This is a genomic window from Flavobacterium sp. LC2016-23, assembly GCF_009674775.1.
Taxonomy (GTDB): domain Bacteria; phylum Bacteroidota; class Bacteroidia; order Flavobacteriales; family Flavobacteriaceae; genus Flavobacterium.
In genome coordinates this window covers 73994-91286 of record NZ_WKKE01000020.1, presented here as the reverse complement: position 1 = coordinate 91286, position 17293 = coordinate 73994, and the positions used below count along the sequence as shown (strand labels likewise).

At 36.9% G+C, this 17293-nt stretch carries 14 protein-coding genes; 7 read left to right on the top strand and 7 right to left on the bottom strand.

The annotated features are described in order from the left end of the window. Positions 1-413: 413 nt before the first annotated feature. Together GJU43_RS17165 and GJU43_RS17160 are read right to left on the bottom strand one after the other, a co-directional pair. Complete coding sequence (locus tag GJU43_RS17165; RefSeq protein ID WP_154342254.1) at positions 414-1628, bottom strand: condensation domain-containing protein; 1215 nt, start codon at positions 1626-1628, stop codon at positions 414-416. A gap of 450 nt (positions 1629-2078) precedes the next feature. Further along, complete coding sequence (locus GJU43_RS17160) at positions 2079-2546, bottom strand: helix-turn-helix domain-containing protein (protein WP_229655072.1); 468 nt, start codon at positions 2544-2546, stop codon at positions 2079-2081. Between the two features lie 30 nt (positions 2547-2576). On the opposite strand from GJU43_RS17160, the gene GJU43_RS17155 reads away from it, so the two are divergent. Further along, complete coding sequence (locus tag GJU43_RS17155) at positions 2577-3371, top strand: SDR family oxidoreductase (RefSeq protein WP_154342252.1); 795 nt, start codon at positions 2577-2579, stop codon at positions 3369-3371. A gap of 105 nt (positions 3372-3476) precedes the next feature. Then, positions 3477-3797 (top strand): nuclear transport factor 2 family protein, encoded by a 321-nt coding sequence (locus GJU43_RS17150; protein ID WP_154342250.1) that lies wholly within the window; start codon positions 3477-3479, stop codon positions 3795-3797. Between the two features lie 155 nt (positions 3798-3952). Here GJU43_RS17150 and GJU43_RS17145 read toward each other — a convergent pair whose 3' ends face one another. Next, complete coding sequence (locus GJU43_RS17145; protein ID WP_370455654.1) at positions 3953-4249, bottom strand: winged helix-turn-helix transcriptional regulator; 297 nt, start codon at positions 4247-4249, stop codon at positions 3953-3955. Positions 4250-4425: 176 nt separating this feature from the next. Between GJU43_RS17145 and GJU43_RS17140 the strand changes: the two genes are divergently transcribed. The 4 genes from GJU43_RS17140 (at position 4426) to GJU43_RS17125 (ending at position 8763) form a co-directional block, all read left to right on the top strand. After that, on the top strand, positions 4426-5508 hold the full coding sequence (locus GJU43_RS17140) for a Gfo/Idh/MocA family protein (RefSeq protein ID WP_154342246.1): 1083 nt from the start codon (positions 4426-4428) through the stop codon (positions 5506-5508). Between the two features lie 424 nt (positions 5509-5932). After that, positions 5933-6841, top strand: coding sequence for an alpha/beta fold hydrolase (locus GJU43_RS17135; RefSeq protein WP_154342244.1), 909 nt, complete (start codon positions 5933-5935; stop codon positions 6839-6841). 108 nt (positions 6842-6949) lie between these two features. Then, positions 6950-7813, top strand: a complete 864-nt coding sequence (locus GJU43_RS17130; protein ID WP_154342242.1) for an AraC family transcriptional regulator — start codon at positions 6950-6952, stop codon at positions 7811-7813. Positions 7814-7845: 32 nt separating this feature from the next. After that, positions 7846-8763: a hypothetical protein gene (locus GJU43_RS17125; RefSeq protein WP_229655071.1), complete on the top strand. Its 918-nt coding sequence runs from the start codon at positions 7846-7848 to the stop codon at positions 8761-8763. A gap of 112 nt (positions 8764-8875) precedes the next feature. On the opposite strand, the gene GJU43_RS17120 is transcribed toward GJU43_RS17125, so the two are convergent. Then, on the bottom strand, positions 8876-9634 hold the full coding sequence (locus GJU43_RS17120; protein ID WP_154342240.1) for a response regulator transcription factor: 759 nt from the start codon (positions 9632-9634) through the stop codon (positions 8876-8878). A gap of 118 nt (positions 9635-9752) precedes the next feature. On the opposite strand from GJU43_RS17120, the gene GJU43_RS17115 reads away from it, so the two are divergent. After that, entirely contained in the window at positions 9753-11132 is a 1380-nt protein-coding gene (locus tag GJU43_RS17115) for a DUF4932 domain-containing protein (RefSeq protein ID WP_154342238.1), read from the top strand. 249 nt (positions 11133-11381) lie between these two features. Here the strand turns inward: GJU43_RS17115 and GJU43_RS17110 are convergent, their stop codons facing one another. The 3 genes from GJU43_RS17110 to GJU43_RS17100 are packed head-to-tail and all read right to left on the bottom strand — an operon-like array spanning position 11382 to position 17290. Then, positions 11382-13316 (bottom strand): family 43 glycosylhydrolase, encoded by a 1935-nt coding sequence (locus GJU43_RS17110; RefSeq protein WP_154342236.1) that lies wholly within the window; start codon positions 13314-13316, stop codon positions 11382-11384. A gap of 60 nt (positions 13317-13376) precedes the next feature. Further along, on the bottom strand, positions 13377-15923 hold the full coding sequence (locus GJU43_RS17105; RefSeq protein ID WP_154342234.1) for an alpha-L-arabinofuranosidase C-terminal domain-containing protein: 2547 nt from the start codon (positions 15921-15923) through the stop codon (positions 13377-13379). Next, positions 15923-17290, bottom strand: coding sequence for a glycoside hydrolase family 27 protein (locus GJU43_RS17100; protein ID WP_154342232.1), 1368 nt, complete (start codon positions 17288-17290; stop codon positions 15923-15925). Before GJU43_RS17100 ends, GJU43_RS17105 begins: the two co-directional genes overlap by 1 nt. Between the last annotated feature and the right edge of the window lie 3 nt (positions 17291-17293).

Genomic DNA, 17293 nt, shown 5'->3' with positions numbered 1-17293 from the left:
TTCCGGAAGTAGTTAGTATAAAACATTTGAAGCATTATGTACGACAAATGATGTATTTACATAAATCTAAAAATAAAAGTGATTCCTTTTACTGAAATCAATGAAGAATGTTTCAGATTAGCTATTTTTAAAGTCGCCATGTAAGTCTGAAAAAAGCAAGAGTTTTAATTTTGAATAAATGCCGAATGACTATTACGTATTATTTCATTTATACTTTAAAATCATTAAATGCAGAAGACAACCAACAAATGCCATTCGTAATTATTTTTACCAATGTCTTAGCTCTTTAAAAAATATCAAAATGGCTGTCAGGTATGTTCAAAAAAATAATTGTATAAAATAACACCATATGATACATCTGCGCATCATATGGTGTTTCTTTAAAATTAAATTATCTTAGATGGTCTGAAATACTATTTGCAGGCTTCTCCCATAATCGTCTGCATTTCTTCTAATAAACCTGCAATAGGTGTGTCGCTGGTATTTGTGAGACAGAGATGACCATTGGTACTAATAGCCCCAATAGTCTGCTCCAGGCCCTTTCCTGAACGAACCATCGGGCCATATACCGATTTAAGTTTGAGTTTTCCAAAATCAGTTTTATATTTCACCTTTACCAGATTGGTCACCATTATTTGGTGATTGAATGCTTCTTTTAATGTATCTACCATCTTTTGGATATCTGTACTGTTGAAAGTCAGCGTTCTGAAAAAACCAAGATAGTTCTCTACATGTTCTTTCGTTTCGGTTCCGTTGAGACCTGATTTTGCCAATCTGGCTGTATCCCAGAAAGATTGCTTTTCTTCCGGCTCAAAATAAACAGGATGAGTCGTGATATTCAATCCGCAGTTGTCATCTAACTGAAGTACTTTTCTTGTACAGATCGGAGAGATTAATTCAATTTTTTTATCATCCCATTCTTTGCGAAGTTTTCTTCCTGCGATAACTACAGCAGCACAAATTGCCCCATGTACTGTTGTTTGTTCCAGTCTGGATCTTTCTATAATCTGCAATGTTTGTTGACTGGAGAACTTAATACTTTCGACTTTAGGAGAAACGACAGTCGGTTTTTTAAACACATATCCTAAAATTTCATTATCGGTAACTGCTGTATCCTCAGGAAATCCAAGTGTTTCATCGTTAGATTTCTGTGGTGCCAATACTTGCGGAATCTGGCCTGTAACTGCCTCCAGTAAATCCCTGAATAAATACATAAGAGAAGATCCGTCAGCTAATGTATGATTAGCCGCCAGGACCAATACGGTATCGTGCGGTTTTTGCAGCACAATCACTCTAAAAAGCGGTCCTTCTTCAGTATTGAACCGTACTGCTAATTCCTTTTCGACTACTTGCTCCCATTTAAAGCCGTTATCGATTTCTATGACTTTCAGTGGAATGACCAATGAGTCAACATGTTCGATAAAAGGTCTCTTAAATTCATCCATTCTAATTCTGACTGAAAGGTTGGGATGTCTCTTCTGAACCTGATTAACAGCCAGTCTCCATGCGGCACCCGATTCCCTTCCTTCTACTTCCGCTGCCAGAGCAAAGTCTTTAGAATCAATCTGATCCAACAGCCAGAACGTTTTTTCAAATGCCCCTAATGTGCGGTTTTGATGTTTTGTCATTTTTAAATAGTTTTTAATTTTTACTCATTTTTAGAGGATGATTCTATATCTGCCGGCATTACTAATTAACCAACATGACAGGTTTCATCCTCCGCAGCAAAATTCAGTAAAGACCAATTCTCTAAAAATGGATATAGTGCGGTTATTATAGTAGATTTTTCCCGCCTTACGTAATTTGGTGAACTGACAGCGGATAAAAGCGGCATCATAAGTAAAATGCAGAGCAATAGGAGTTGTAAAAACTACCAGCGCTGCATATTTGTAATTATTTATAATGCTATAGGAATCGTAAATGCTGTCCCTTCTAATAATTGAAGAACAGGCAGCAGAGAAAATTTATGTAATGATAAGGAGTATAGAGAGACGGAAATTTTGAAAGGAACTGATCTGAAAAATCTAATAAAAGAGGATAGATTTAGTTGAACAAAATTAATTCAGGCATTCTTAATTTTATTCAATATCGGTTGCTCCGGGAAATTTTTTAATAATTAAAGACTTCAGTCTCTCCTGATTCTGATCTCCCCATTGTCCTAAAGCACCTATAACAGGAATCAGACTCTCGCCAAATTCCGTCAGGCTGTATTCTACTTTTGGCGGCACTACGGGATATATTTTCCTGACAATAAGTTCATGTTCTTCCAGTTCGTTCAACTGGATATTTAAAACCCTGCGGGAAGCGTCAGGTATTTTGCGCTGTAATTCACTTGGTCTCTTATGACCTTCGTTGATAAACCAAAGCAGGCGTATCTTCCATTTACCGTATAATACTTCACCTATCAGGTCAAGTCCGCAATTTAAGTTCGGTATTGTTTTTCTTTCATACATATTGTAAAAGTACTGGTATGTTACGATTTGTGCAATAGGGGAAAAAATTATCCCTATCTGAATCGTAATTCCGTACTTGTGAGAAAGTTGCATACTTCTGAAATTTGTACAAAAGAAATCAACATGAAACAAATAGCAGATTATCAAAATGAGTTATCAGGCAAAATTGCGCTGGTTACAGGAGGAACTAAAGGAGCCGGCAGAGCGATAGCCGAACGTTTAAAAAATGCCGGTGCTACGGTAATCATCAGCGCGAGAAATCAGCCTGAAACACCAGATAAAGAGCTGCATTTCATTTCGGCAGATTTAAGTAAACCAGAAGCCGCGGCTAAAGTTTCGGATGAAGTATTGGAGAAATTCGGTAAGTTAGATATCCTTGTAAATAATCTTGGAGGCTCCGAAACTCCCGGCGGAGGCTTTGCTGCCTTAACCAATACGGATTGGGAAGAAACAATACAGGCCAATTTACTGGCACCAGTTCGTCTGGATAAGGCATTTCTTCCTGAAATGCTTAAAAACAAAAGCGGGGTAATCATCCATATTGCCTCTATTCAGGGTAAACTTCCTTTGTATGATTCCACGCTGCCGTATGCTGCCGCAAAAGCCGGACTTATTAATTATAGTAAAGGATTATCGAAAGAAGTATCTCCAAAAGGTGTACGTGTACTGACCGTTTCTCCAGGCTGGATCATGACCGAAGCATCGATACGAATGATGGAGCGTATTTCTGAAAGCAGTGCTATATCTATAGAAGAGGCTGAAAAAAGCGTAATGGCAGCTTTGGGAGGCATCCCTTACGGAAGACCAGCCAAACCTGAAGAAGTCGCAGAACTCGTGGGATTTTTGGTATCACCCAGAGCAGGTTATCTGACAGGAACAGAATATGTAATCGATGGCGGAACAATTCCAACGATTTGATTTTTAATATAGCTAATAGTTCCCCTGAAAGAAGAGGTCGATATGTCCCCTGAAATAATAGTAAATAAAATAAATAAGCATTAGTAACCATAAAACAGATACATTATGAACTTACCAGAAGTAATACAAGACTTAGTAAAAGCACAAAACAATTTTGACAGTTCGGCTTTTGCCGATTGTTTTTCTGAAACTGCAATCGTATTTGACGAGGGAAAAAATTATACCAGCAAAACAGAAATAAAAAACTGGATAGAAAAAAGCTCCAAGGAATACAATACGGTAATGAAACCGCTTGAATTTGAAGGAGATGCTGAAAAGGGAAATTTAAAAGCAGAAGTATCCGGAACTTTTCCAGGCAGTCCCGTGATTCTTACCTATAATTTAACGTTTAAAGGAAAGCATATAGAATCGTTGAAAATTAAGTAAAGTTGCGGAATCAGTCCTTAAATGATGATTATTCCATTAGGAGAATTACATACAATTGAATAATTGAGCTATTTAATTCTCCTAATTCTTTTGAGTCCTGATCCTGCCGGATTTTATATGCATCTCACCCGCATGTATTTGCAACATACTTATAGTTAAGGAATTAAACCTGAAGAAATCCATAAATGAACATCTTTGTGTTTTGCTCCCCAGTCATCCAGTTGCAGGCATATTGGAATGAGTGCACTGCTTAAAGGGGTCAGTTCATAATCAACCCGGGGAGGTACTTCATGATACACGGTTCGTATTAGTAATCCATCACGTTCCATCTCACGAAGCTGTAACGTTAACATCCTTTCAGTAATGTTTGGGATGATCCTTCTAAGCTCCCCAAAACGTTTTTTACCGTCACTTAAACGCGTTAAAATTGGCAGTTTCCACCGTCCGCCCATGAGTTGTACGGCGTAGGTGAGATTACAATCTGAAAGCAAATTTCGATTGATATTGTTTGTGGTATTTTCTTTTCTATTTGTCATTACTTACAAAATTGTATGTACATACAATGGGTTGTGTACATAACAAAATTATAGCGTTCTTTTTAATTTTACAATCAATTTAATAGAAATAAATGAAAACAGAAAAAATAAAAGTCGGCATAATAGGACTCAACCCTGACAGCCAGTGGGCATCAAAGTCGCATCTTCCTGCCTTACGGCAGCTGTCTGATACCTTTGAGATCATCGGAGTAGCAAATTCCACTCACGAAAGCGCGGTAAAAGCAGCAGCTGTATTACAGATACCAATCGCTTATGAAAACCCGGATGCCTTAATTGCATCAGCCGATATAGAGCTGGTTGTAATTACTGTAAAAGTTCCTTACCACTATAATCTTGTGAAGGCTGCGCTTGAAGCAGGCAAACATGTATACTGCGAACACCCTCTGGGCAACGGACTTACTGAAACGGAGCAGCTGGCAGCTATTGCGGCACGGGAAAACGTAGTTGCAGCAGTAGGGACGCAAATGGTTGTTTCACCGGAAGTAATTTATCTGGAGCATCTTATTAAAGAGGGCTATGTAGGCAAAGTTTTATCTACTACAATCATCGGCTCGGGGGGTCCCTGGTCAGATGAAGCAATTGCCGCTAACTATTATCTATACGATAAAACCAACGGCGCTACGATGCTAACCATTCCCTTAGGGCATACATTGGCCGGCGTTACTAAAGTTTTGGGCGGCTTTGACACGTTGGCAGCGAAAATGATAAACAATTTCACCACAGTAAAACTTACTGATAGTGGCGAAATAAAACCTAAGACTTCTGAAGACCAGATTATGGTAATAGGCCAATTGAAAAATGGAGCTGCAATTTCAATTCATTACCGTGGCGGCGTTTCAAGAGGCACTAACCTTTTGTGGGAGATTAACGGAACAGAAGGTGATATACAGGTAACAGGACCGCTTGGACATGGCCAGTTTGTACCATTGACAATTCGGGGAGCCCAGGGGAAAGACACGGAATTACAAACACTGCCAATTCCAAATGAAATGTATGAGGGTTTGCCTGATAATCCTGTAATTAGAAATGTTGGGGAGGTTTACAAAAGGATAGCTGCTGATATAAGAAATAAAACGAAAACAGCACCTACTTTTGAAGACACGGTCGCACTAGCGCACCTGCTCAATAATATTGAACAGTCCTCAAAAAGTTAACGTAATAAGCTTACACCTTAATTTACTAAAAACACCCGTGCTTAACAGGCTAAACTCTGAGCGGGATAGCACGCTACCGTATCTATTTGACACGCCTTAACTATAAAATAAACGCCCCGTTAAGTACTGTGGTTCTATGTGTTTTGGGCTATAAGGGATTTATCCGACAGGTACTTTTATTTCCTGTCTGATTCGTAATTCCGTACTTGCCTGTAAAGGCTCTATGTTAGATCTTTACTTTACTGGCTTACAAAGAGTTAAAAACTAAATACAGTTATTTTATGTGTCATAACGAGCCGTTTTTTGATGTAGGGAAAAATATACAATGGACTCTTCCAAATGTGCATTTTCAGGCCTTACTGTTTTACGCATCTTTGTACTGTAAATAATTAAAAATAATAGTAACTAATTAAAAACAAACAAAATGAAAACACTTATTTCAACATTAAGTCTTTTATGCATCTTTACTTTAAGCCAGCCGTTATTTGCTCAGTCAAAACGAGTTGCTGCATCAGCCGGAAGATTAGAATTTATTGAAGTTGAACCAAATGTAAAACTTCATGTAACCGACCTTGGAGAAGGACAGCCCATTGTATTAATACACGGATGGCCGCTAAATGATGCAATGTATGAATATCAATATCAATATTTTGTTGAAAAAGGTTTTAGGGTGATCGGAATATCGCTGCGAGGATTTGGGAAATCTGACAGACCTTATGGTAAATACGATTTTGATGTTTTCTCAGATGACATCAAGATTGTATTAGATAAACTTAAAATAAACAATGCGGTTCTTGGCGGTTTTTCTATGGGTGGTGCAGTTGTACTACATTATATGGCAAAATACAATGGAGCACATGTGAGCAAACTGGCACTTTTTGCCGCTGCCGCACCTTCCTGGAAACAGCGTGAAGGTCATCCGTATGGCGCTTCCGATGAAGCAGCAGCAGGATTAATACATACAACAAGAACAAACAGACAGCAATTGATTGAAGATTTTGGCAAAGCATTTGCGGCATCTGAAAATGCAATCTCAACAACTATGTCTCAATGGCTGGCGAATATTAGCTCTGATGCATCTCCTTATGCAACAACGCAGTCTATCATAGCACTACGAGATCTTGATCTTCGTCCTTCCTTATCAAAAATTAATGTCCCTGTAGCAATATTCCATGGTACGAAAGATAAACTATGTGATTTCGTGTTTGCAGAGCAATTACACAAAGGTCTTAAAAACGCTTACATTGTAAAATTTGAGAATAGCGGACATGCACTGTTTATTGAGGAAATGGAAAAATTCAATACAGAACTTGAAAAGTTTGCAAAGAAATAATTAGAGCCGGAGTTCCTTAAACCTGGTTATATAAAATAAAGATTAATACCCAATATTCAGTAATATTGCCGGTCGTAACGAGACCGGCTTTTAATAGAAGAATCGATAATGAAAGAACACATTTTTGATGTTAGCCTGAAAAAAATTGGCCTGCTGAAAGTAGATCATGACAGCCTCGAAATGATCAATTCTGAAGCTTACAAAGAATATATAAAAGTGCTGTACCTTTCTGGAAACTCTAAGGTCAAGGTAGATTTTCAGGTATACAATACTTCGGGCAGCTCTCTTTTTTTTATAAGTCCCAATCAGGTTCTGAGCCTCGAGGCAATAGGGGATCAGACTGGCTTTTTTATATTTTATAACAGTGATTTTTACTGCATTCAAATTCACGATGAAGAAGTAGCCTGCGATGGACTTCTGTTTAACAATATTCATAATATGCCTATGACGACTGTACCCGAGAAAGAGTCCGCATTTATCGACTATTTATTTGTTCAGATCCAGGATGAGTTTATTTTGAAAGATTCCTCGCAGGAGGAGATGATCCGTACCTATTTGAAACAAATCTTTATTAAATCAACCCGACTCTGGAAACTGCAGCATCTTGACGGTATAGTAGCACAGCAGCATAATGATCTCGAATGTTTCAGGCGTTTCACCCAACTGGTTGAAGCAAATTACAAACAAAAACACAGTGTCGCCGACTATGCTGATATATTAGCCATTGCTCCTAAAACACTCACCCATAAATTTAAGCGGATGAACCTCCCGCAGCCCAACGAAATTATAAAAAACCGCCTCATATTAGAAGCGAAAAGACTTTTAGTTCACACTTCTAAAAGTGCCAAGGAAATCGCATATGATCTTGGGTATGAAGACCCATCTTATTTTAGCCGGCTTTTTTTCATAAAAACCAATGAAACCCCATTTGGTTTTAAGAACAAATATCTCAGTATTCAGGGTTTAGCTTAAAGTCTTTAAAAAATCAGAAAAAAATTAAACTAATGACAAGTAAATATTTCGTATACCCCTTTCTATGCTTCTTCTTAACTGCAATAAGCAGTAATGCACAGCAGAACCAAGATCTGCAGATTAGTACATTGACCGAACGTACTCAGGCTGCACCGGAAAGTGTTTTTAAAAAATTTCGTGATGCAGGTATGGATCCTGTTCATCATAAATTAACCGATATTGAAAGGCAGAAGTTAAACAATGCCTTTGCTATTCTGCCTCCACTACATCAGAAAATTCTAAAAAAACATCTGCACAGTATCAGTTTTATGTATAATATGCCGAATACAGCCCTTACATCACCTGTTGCAACATCTGATTCCGTAAAAATGTATAATATCACTTTTCGTGCTGAAATTCTTAACCAGACTATTTCTGAGTGGACAACCTGGAAAGAAAACACCTGCTACCTAAAATCAGCAGACAATCAATATCAGGTTATGGTTGAAGCTGGTAATCTGGATGCCATTATGTACATTTTACTTCATGAAGCCACTCATGTTGTAGATGCCGCTTTAAACCTCACACCTCATCTGGATGAAAAAGATATTTGGGCCGGTTCAGCAGCCTTTACCCAAAACGTTTGGGATAAATATAATCAGCCTTCGGAGAACATCATGAATCCATTATTAGAGACTACATTATTTAGAAGCGGTAAGCCGATGGCTGTTTCACATGCATCAGATGTTTATAAAGCACTTCAGAAAACACCTTTTGTTTCGCTCTACAGCACAGCTTCATGGTTTGAAGATCTGGCCGAAGCCTTAACCATTTATCATCTGACCGAAAAAATGAAGCAGCCTTATAAAGTGGTAGTTCTGAAAAATGGAATTGAGGCAGCCAATTATGAACCCGCCAAGAATAAGCTCGTGAAAAAAAGGCAAAATAAATTGAAAATGTTTTACATATAAATTCAGTCCCTTAGCATTCAAACCAAATAAGATTTTAGTTTTTTTACTTATCAGACTATTTTTCCGCATAGCTATAAAAAATGCCATTGTTTTCCAATTTCATTTTTTATAGCTATATCAATTTATAATTTATAGCATATGAGAGCGCTTCAGCCATATTACTCGTTTCTAATTTTTCAAATATTTTTTTCCGATAATATTTTATATTATTATCTGTGCAATAAAGTTTGTCTGCAATTTGATTAATTTTCATTCCCTGGGCGTAAAATCGTAATACTTCAATCTCTTTCCTGCTCAATTTCGGTTTTAAATACTTCACCCATGTTCTGTCTAAGCTATTTAATTTCCATATATTATCAGAGCCATGTTTACTTATTATAATGTTTCCTGCTTGTTTTTGGCCTGAGATTGATACCACACATAATGATTTCCATAATTTGCCTTCTTCTGTAATAAAGAGTGGGGTTAATTGATGATTTACGAGTGTTTTTTTACCCGATTTATCAGTAAGACTAAAATCATATGAAATACAATACTCCTTTTTTTCAGCTAATGGTAGATTCCCGTAAAAATCAAATCCCAATTCATTAATTAGGTTAAGCATTTCCAAATCTTTTTCGGGCACATTTTTTAAGTAAAAACTGTAGCCCATTTTTAAAACTTCTTCAACAGTATAACCGCATAAAAAAAGTGGATTATCTGAAACATAATCAAAAGTCATTTTCTCATAGTCTATAATGTAAATGCTCTGGTAGGTAAGTTTTGAAAGCGCATCGGCTACTTCAATATAATTACCTAACTGATGTTTATCTGCCTCTGTAATTTTGTAAATAGAATTTCTGGAATAAAGCCCCGTCAATTGTTTCTCCATTTTTTAATTTGTTTCGCCAAACAAATTTACACTTTAGTGTAATTAATTTTTTCTCTTTTTTTAAAATATTTGCGAGATGGTTTAAAAACTTAACCCCTTACTTATATCCGTAACAATTATGAAAAATATAGTAATTTTCTTTTTGTCTCTTTTCTTTTTAAATTCATGCACCAGTACAAAGAACTGGCATAGTACACAAACAGATATTAAATGGCAGGCTGATTTTGATGAATTAACCGGTAAAGAGCATTTGTTCTTTAAGAAACAGCCAAACCGGCTGGTGTATTTAAGTTCTCAGCTAAAGTATACGTTGGGGGAGCTTTCTTTAAAAGACGGTAGAGAAATATTGGCCGACAATTTAACGATCACTCACAAAAAAATTAAACTTGATCATAACAGGAAGCTTAACATTACTGGCAACAAAGCCCGGGGATCTTTTATTTTAGAATATCCGGTATATGCTATTAAGCAGGTTAATGTAAATTTTAATAAAAATATTGAGCTCCTTGCATTATGCTATTTTTTCACCATTTATGAGGATATAGTTGCCATACCCGAAACTCAGACTATTGAGATTGACGGCAAACAGGTTAAGGTTAAAGATTTATATTCCTTAAATATTAAAATAGCGAATGAGTTTATACCCTATTTAAAATCAAAAAATTTATCAATTATACGCTCTTATTTTGAAAAAGATTTTTATTTACATTATTCTAATTTCCTTTTGAGTATTGATAGTTTCCCGCATGCTTTTGTGACCAGCGATACTCAATTTGTAAAACGTTTTGAGACAATAGACGATGCTAAAATCTTTGTTAAAGCGATGAATGATTTTTATACTGAAATTAATTTTGATCAATTTTTAGACAAGTATAAACTATACTACAACACAATGATTACAGAAGTAACAAAAAATCTTCCTGCAGAGAACTTTATTACAGAAATGGAACATTTTTATGGAAAACGCATACAAAATTACAATTTGTATCCCAGTCTTACAATGCCATTCAGCCAGGGTTTCGCGGTGGGTAGTTCTGATATGATAGGCAACATTTTTGGCAGTTTTAATATCCCTAAAGAGATTGATAACAACTCTAATCCTGATTTAGGTTTTAAGAACAATGTTGCCTTGAGGACGCTATGTGTACACGAGTTTGGGCATTCTTTTATAAATCCGGTAATTGATCAAATAGATGACAAGCATATTAAAGCTACAGAAAAACTTTTTGAACCGATTAAGGAAAAAATGTTTGCTCAGGGGTATAATGAATGGAAGATATGTCTTTACGAACACTTTGTGCGTGCGGGTGAAATTGTTATTGCAAAGCTTTTAGGAGATGATAATAAAGCCCAAGAAATTATGAATGATAACGTTACAAACAGATCATTTATTTATTTGCCGCAAATTGCTGAAAAATTAGAATATTGGTATTATAACGAATTTTTCACGAAGACATACCCGCAAAAAGTTGATGAAATTATATCGGAATTAAATTAGATCTTAATGCTTTGATTGCGACATCAAGTTGATATTGAAACCAGGTGGTCGGATGCAATCCGTGACACTTCCCTTATCACCCATAGAAAGAAAAATAACGCCAATGGAATACAAAGGCGTTATTTTTAATCTGCTTTTATGAGATACAATAGTAAAATCCTTTCTTGTTTTTGTCTACGCCTGATAGGAACTAAATCTTTTACTTTGATGCAGGCCTCATTAAATCTGCGGCCTGCGTAAACAAAAAATTTACTTTAAACTTTTAACTCCCTCATGGCTGGGAATTACTTGTTTTATTGTTCCGTCCGGGTTGAATTCTAATTTATCGATGCAGACTTCACGATGAAAACCTCCGGCATCGCCCATTTTTATTCCAGTCGGATAAGAAAATCTATGGTACACCAGGTACCATTCGTCTTTGTCAGGAATCTGTAATACTGAATTATGTCCGGTAGCATAAATTCCAATATCAGGATTTCCCTGTATTACAATATTATTTTCAGGAATTTCAATTGGGCCTGATGGCGATTTTGACGTTCCGTATCTTACTTTATAATTTGGACTTCTTGTATCATCTTCACTCCACATAAAATAGTATGTCCCGTTTCTATAAATCACATAAGTACCTTCGCGAAAGGTATCATCAACTTTAATTATTTTAGTACTTCCTGATTTTATTGAAACCATATCAGCATTCAATTCGGCAACAGCCATATAACCATTTCCCCAATACAAATAACTTTTACCCGTTTTTGGATCTGTAAAAACATCCGGATCAATTTCCTGGCCTCCTTTTATACCGTCCGGTCTTGTACTTACTAATGCTTTACCGCTATCCTTAAAAGGCCCGGTTGGATGGTCTGAAGAAGCAACACCTATTTTTTGAGCTGCCGTAAAATAGTAGAAATACTTGTATTTGCCTTTTATTTTTTTCTCTACAATACAAGGTGCCCAGGCATTTCTGTTTGCCCAGCTCACATCTTTTCTCAGATCAAGAATAATTCCTTCCTCCTTCCAATCCGTTAAATTATCTGATGAAAAAGTTTTAAAATAATTTCCTGACCACCCGTCAAACCCATCACTTGTTGGATAGATATAATATTTCTTTGTTTTATTTGAATATAAAATTTCAGGATCAGCGTAATAACCTTCTAAAACCGGATTATTATTTATTTTTGGAAATTTATCCGGCATTCCCCATTTCGCAATAAGCCTTTTCAATTCAGAACGTGTTATGGGCAAGATAGTTCCGTGACGCGGGTTAAAATCCATTGAAATGTCGTTATCAATAACGGTGAAATGCTCCAGATCTTTAGTTTTCGTAAACTGATATTTCCCTTTAGTGTAAACATCGTACATCAGGATATATTCATCAGAATTGTTTAGTTTGAAAACGCCTGAACCTTCAACACCATCTTTAGTTTGTTGCAGATAATTGTCGTTTTCAATCCATTTTCCTGAAGTTAAATCGGCGGTTGTTGCTACTTTTATTCCTGCTTTCTCCGTTTCAGTTTTGTAAAAAAGATGGTACACTCCATCCTTCTCAATAATATCCCCGTCAATACAAGCCCGCTCTGATTTTGGAACAAATAACAATTTTGGAGCACTTTCCAAAGCGGTGAAATCTTTATTCGCATAGGCGTAATAAATCTTATCAGGTCCGCCGGCATATTGCAAACTGAAATAAACCAGGTATTTTCCTGCTTTCGCATCGTAAATCGTTTGTGGCGCCCAGACACGTTTCAGGTTTTCATTTCCGGGAAAAGCAGTCTGAATATTAACGACGCTGCTTTTCCATTTCACAAGATCAGTGCTTTTAAGCAAAATCATCGCCCGATTGCTGTCCCAGCCTTTTGATGAAGTCATATCGGTCAAAACCATATAAAATGTTTTGCCATCTTCCCCTCGTAAAATATGCGGATCACGAACGCCGCCAGTTGAACTTATTGCTTTACTGTCAAGAACAGGTTTATTATTATTGAGATGGTAATAATGATAACCGTCGGCACTTATAGCGTATCGTACCGCTTCTTCTTCAACAGAATTTCCGGTGAAATAAACGAATAAATATGCTGTCAAATCTTTATCAGCAATAACAGGCGGAGTTCCTTTTGTAGTATCCTGTGCCTGTAAGCAATTAAAAATCGTTAAAAATAATACAAGGCTAAAATATGTTTTTTTCATTATGTATTCTGTTTATTATGGTTTTCCTCTTTCAAAATATGATTTTAAATAGTTGAAAAATTATTTGGTTTTAATACGAATTACAGTAAATGAATAAGCAGGCAATTCTTTTGAAAATGCTGCCGTTACTGTTAGAGTTTGGGACACTGGCCTGACAATTGTGCTCTCAGGGCTTCCGGAAAATGTAGTATAATTTGCTTTTTCAGTCGTCGTTACATTCGATAAATCTATTGAGGGAATTATTGTAACCGGAAGCATATTGACCAATTTTACAATTAAATCTCCTGAAGCATTATCCTGAACCACTGAAACACCAATTCGCTTATGAACTTCCTTATTAGTATCGGATAATTTTATTTTACGCTGCAAATAAATATCGCCCGGATTTTGGCCGTATAATTTCTGTACAAAATAATTAACTGTAGGTTTTACTTCATTTCCTGTAAAATAAATCAAATCCGGATTCCATTGTATGTGTTTCTCACGGGCTAATAAAGGCGCATAAGAAGCCATTGTAACTACATCACCATTTCGTTCAAGCGCTGTAAGATAGAGTGCCTCGGCTAAAGCGTTGTAAAATTTATTGCCACGAGATGCATATTCTCCCAAATACACTTTTGATTCAGAACGGTCGTAGCGGTCATAAAAATCCTGGTTATTAATGAACCAACCCGGACTCTGATAATAATGTTCGTCTACAATTGGAAGTTTTAAATCATTGGCAATTGCCCATCCTTCGTTATAATCTGTGCCTTCAAAAAAGGGTCCCACAGTACCAATAATGATAATTTCCGGATATTTTTCCTGCACTGCTTTTACAATCATTCTATAACGTTCTTCAAAAACATCGCTGATCAAATCTTCATTACCAATACCAACATATTTTAGATTAAAAGGTTTGGCATGCCCTGCTTCAGCGCGTTTTTTACCCCAAACACTTGTCACGGGTCCGTTGGCATATTCAATTAAATCCAGAACATCCTGCACGTATTCCTTCATGTCTTCCATCGGAATACCAAATTGTTGTCCGGCACCTCCGTCGGATGAATTTTGACACGGAACTCCTGCTGCCAAAACCGGAACAGGAAGGGCACCTAAATCTTCACAAAACTGAAAATATTCAAAATATCCTAATCCAAGAGATTGATGATACCCCCAAATATTGCGCATTGGAGTTCGGCTTTCTAAAGGTCCGATCGTGTTTTTCCAACGGTAAATATTTCCTATTCCATCACCGTGAGCCACACAACCTCCGGGAAAACGCACAAACTTCGGATGCAGATCGGCAATGGTTTCAGCCAAATCAGCACGAAGTCCGTTTTTATGATTTTTGAACGTTTTTTGAGGAAAAAGAGATACCATATCAACGGCAACTTCTCCATCAGAACTAATTTCTAAATGGGCATCGCTTACCGTTTTTGATACTTTTAGCACTGCGGTAATTTTTTTCCAGGAAGTATTTGGTTTTAGTGTGGCTTCCGCCAAAGTTTCTCCCCCGGACCCAACTAGTTTTACCGTAAATTTTGCTCCTTTTGCAAAAACACTAAAATCGTATTTTTCATTCGCTTTAAGCGGAATCCCATCAAAACCGGAGTTGCTGATTGTACCCTTTGTAAGTACGGCATAATGTGAATTATTAGGATGAACCGGTTTTTCCTTTTCGACCTTAAAATTTCCGCCCCAGGCCATTGTTTCATTCCAGTTTTTATCGCTGCCTTTTTTATCATGCAGCGAATATTCAAAATCACGATTCTGAATCAATTCAGCATATAAACCACCATCTGCAGCGTAATTAATATCTTCAAAAAAGACACCCGTAAGCATATTGCTTATTTTTTTAGAATCTTTTCCGTCAATGCTAATTTGAGCTGTTACAGGTTTCAGGCCAACAAACAGCAAACTATCACTTTTGGGTGAAATATTGTCTTGTTTGTCTCTTAATTTTGATGATTCCATGCTTTTAATCAACGCATCGATTAAAGTCCAGTCGACCGCAGTAATTGTTCCTTTTTGGATTTCTCCCTGTAATGTAATTTCACTAAATTGAGGCCCTTGATTGTCCTCTTTTATTGCTGTGGAATAGGTTTTAAAATCTTTGGTAACACTCGTATAATTTGCATTATCTGCCTTCCAGTGAATGGTATACGCTCCTTCTTTTTTGCTTACTTTTATATTTTGAATAATTGATTTTCCTGATTCTTTTTTCGTCACATTTTTCATTGCCTGAATGTAACTTTGTCTTGTCCAATTCATCAAATCTTTACTTGAAGCAGTTGCAAAAACATCATCCTGCACTCCCCAAAAACAATGAAAAATTCCGTTATCGTCCTGAATTAAAAAAGCCTCGGACATTGCTTTACCCGCTGGTCCCCAACTCCCGTAATCTGATTTTAAAAAAGGATGCTCAGGCCCTACACCAAACCAGTTTTTCTGATCTGCACTCCACGCAAAATGAAGCCCGTTTTTTCCATTATCTTTTAATGTCGAGTACGCGAAAAGATACACCTTATCCGGTTTGTCTTCTTTTGATTTTAAACCAAATGCAAACGAAATAAAAACGGAAAAAAGTACAATCAGAATTCGATAAGACAGTAAAAACTTCTTCATTATTTTTTAGCTTTTAATTGAAAAAGTACTGAACTATGAGGTTTTAATTCTGCCGAAATTGCTGCAGTGGAAACTTTTGATTTAGCACCTGTCCAAAGATTTAAAACGGTAACATTTCCTGAAATTCCGAGATCTGATACATTTACCGAAATCGTTTCTGTCGCAGTATCCGAGATATTGAATAACGCCAGATAAACACTTCCGTCTTTAGGATTTTTCGATGTCACAGCAATTTTTCCGTCTTTTTGAAAAAGCTGTTTTACTTCCGTGCTTTCCTTATGCATTTTTACGACCTCTTTGTTCGTTAGTAATGATAAAGTAAACGCATCGTTGCTTGGTAAATCTCCGCCAAAAAACAAGGGCGATTTAAAAATATTGAAGAACGTAATCAAGGTATATTGCTCGTCTTTTGTTAAGCGTGTCATTCTGTCCTCGCCACGTTCTCCCCTGAGTGAAATACGTCCTAATGGGATCATATCGCAGTCCGGCCAGGTTCCCGGAGCAATGTACGGATACCATTTTTCACTTACTTTCATTAAATGTGTAAGGTGTGGCCACGTATCCCAAACGTCGTCAACCATTCGCCACATATTGGCATGTTCAGTTACGTGCGGAGCTGCTTCGAAAGGCGTTTCTCCGGGCGAAGTACTCAGTACAATTTTGCGTCCGCATTTGTCAATTGCCTTTCTGATTAAGTTAATCTCACCTTCGTGATAGGGTCTCGATAAATCATCAATCTTAATAAAATCTACACCCCATTGTGCATAAAGCTCAAATAATGAATCGTAATATTCCTGTGCTCCCGGCTTATCAGCCAAGATCGTATAATTGTCTTTTAACCATTCGCATTGCAATGCCGTAGTATAAATTTGATCTGCTGTAATTCCGTTTGTTCCTTTAATTGGCAGTTTGTCCTCAACTGCTTTTTTAGGAATTCCGCGCATGATATGAATTCCAAATTTCAATCCTTTTTTGTGGATATAATCTGCCAGAGGTTTAAATCCCTGTCCGTCTTTTGCCGTTGGAAAACGATTTAAAGCGGGTTGATATCTTCCGTACTGATCGATTACATAACGTGGATCTGTCTGATTATAGCCACCTGCTTTGTCATTCTCCACAAACCATCTGATGTCAACCACAACATATTCCCAACCGAATTTTTTCAGGTTTTTCACCATATAATCGGCGTTGGCTTTTACTTCGTGTTCTTCAACAGTCGAACCATAACAATCCCAACTATTCCAACCCATTGGCGGTGTTTGTGCCCATTGTTTAAACTCTGAATTTTTCATTTTTTTAGTTTGAGCATTTGCAGCCGATACTAAAACAACACCTAAAACCAGAGCGATTCTATTTTTTATTTTCATCTT

What these genes read in the sequence shown, in the direction of transcription:
- GJU43_RS17135 (WP_154342244.1), top strand. Translation starts at nt 5,933, where the DNA reads ATGAAAACACTTATTTCAACATTAAGTCTTTTATGCATCTTTACTTTA.
- GJU43_RS17140 (WP_154342246.1), top strand. Translation starts at nt 4,426, where the DNA reads ATGAAAACAGAAAAAATAAAAGTCGGCATAATAGGACTCAACCCTGAC.
- GJU43_RS17100 (WP_154342232.1), bottom strand. Translation starts at nt 17,290, where the DNA reads ATGAAAATAAAAAATAGAATCGCTCTGGTTTTAGGTGTTGTTTTAGTA.
- GJU43_RS17120 (WP_154342240.1), bottom strand. Translation starts at nt 9,634, where the DNA reads ATGGAGAAACAATTGACGGGGCTTTATTCCAGAAATTCTATTTACAAA.
- GJU43_RS17155 (WP_154342252.1), top strand. Translation starts at nt 2,577, where the DNA reads ATGAAACAAATAGCAGATTATCAAAATGAGTTATCAGGCAAAATTGCG.
- GJU43_RS17165 (WP_154342254.1), bottom strand. Translation starts at nt 1,628, where the DNA reads ATGACAAAACATCAAAACCGCACATTAGGGGCATTTGAAAAAACGTTC.
- GJU43_RS17150 (WP_154342250.1), top strand. Translation starts at nt 3,477, where the DNA reads ATGAACTTACCAGAAGTAATACAAGACTTAGTAAAAGCACAAAACAAT.
- GJU43_RS17115 (WP_154342238.1), top strand. Translation starts at nt 9,753, where the DNA reads ATGAAAAATATAGTAATTTTCTTTTTGTCTCTTTTCTTTTTAAATTCA.
- GJU43_RS17160 (WP_229655072.1), bottom strand. Translation starts at nt 2,546, where the DNA reads ATGCAACTTTCTCACAAGTACGGAATTACGATTCAGATAGGGATAATT.
- GJU43_RS17105 (WP_154342234.1), bottom strand. Translation starts at nt 15,923, where the DNA reads ATGAAGAAGTTTTTACTGTCTTATCGAATTCTGATTGTACTTTTTTCC.
- GJU43_RS17130 (WP_154342242.1), top strand. Translation starts at nt 6,950, where the DNA reads ATGAAAGAACACATTTTTGATGTTAGCCTGAAAAAAATTGGCCTGCTG.
- GJU43_RS17110 (WP_154342236.1), bottom strand. Translation starts at nt 13,316, where the DNA reads ATGAAAAAAACATATTTTAGCCTTGTATTATTTTTAACGATTTTTAAT.
- GJU43_RS17125 (WP_229655071.1), top strand. Translation starts at nt 7,846, where the DNA reads ATGACAAGTAAATATTTCGTATACCCCTTTCTATGCTTCTTCTTAACT.
- GJU43_RS17145 (WP_370455654.1), bottom strand. Translation starts at nt 4,249, where the DNA reads ATGGGCGGACGGTGGAAACTGCCAATTTTAACGCGTTTAAGTGACGGT.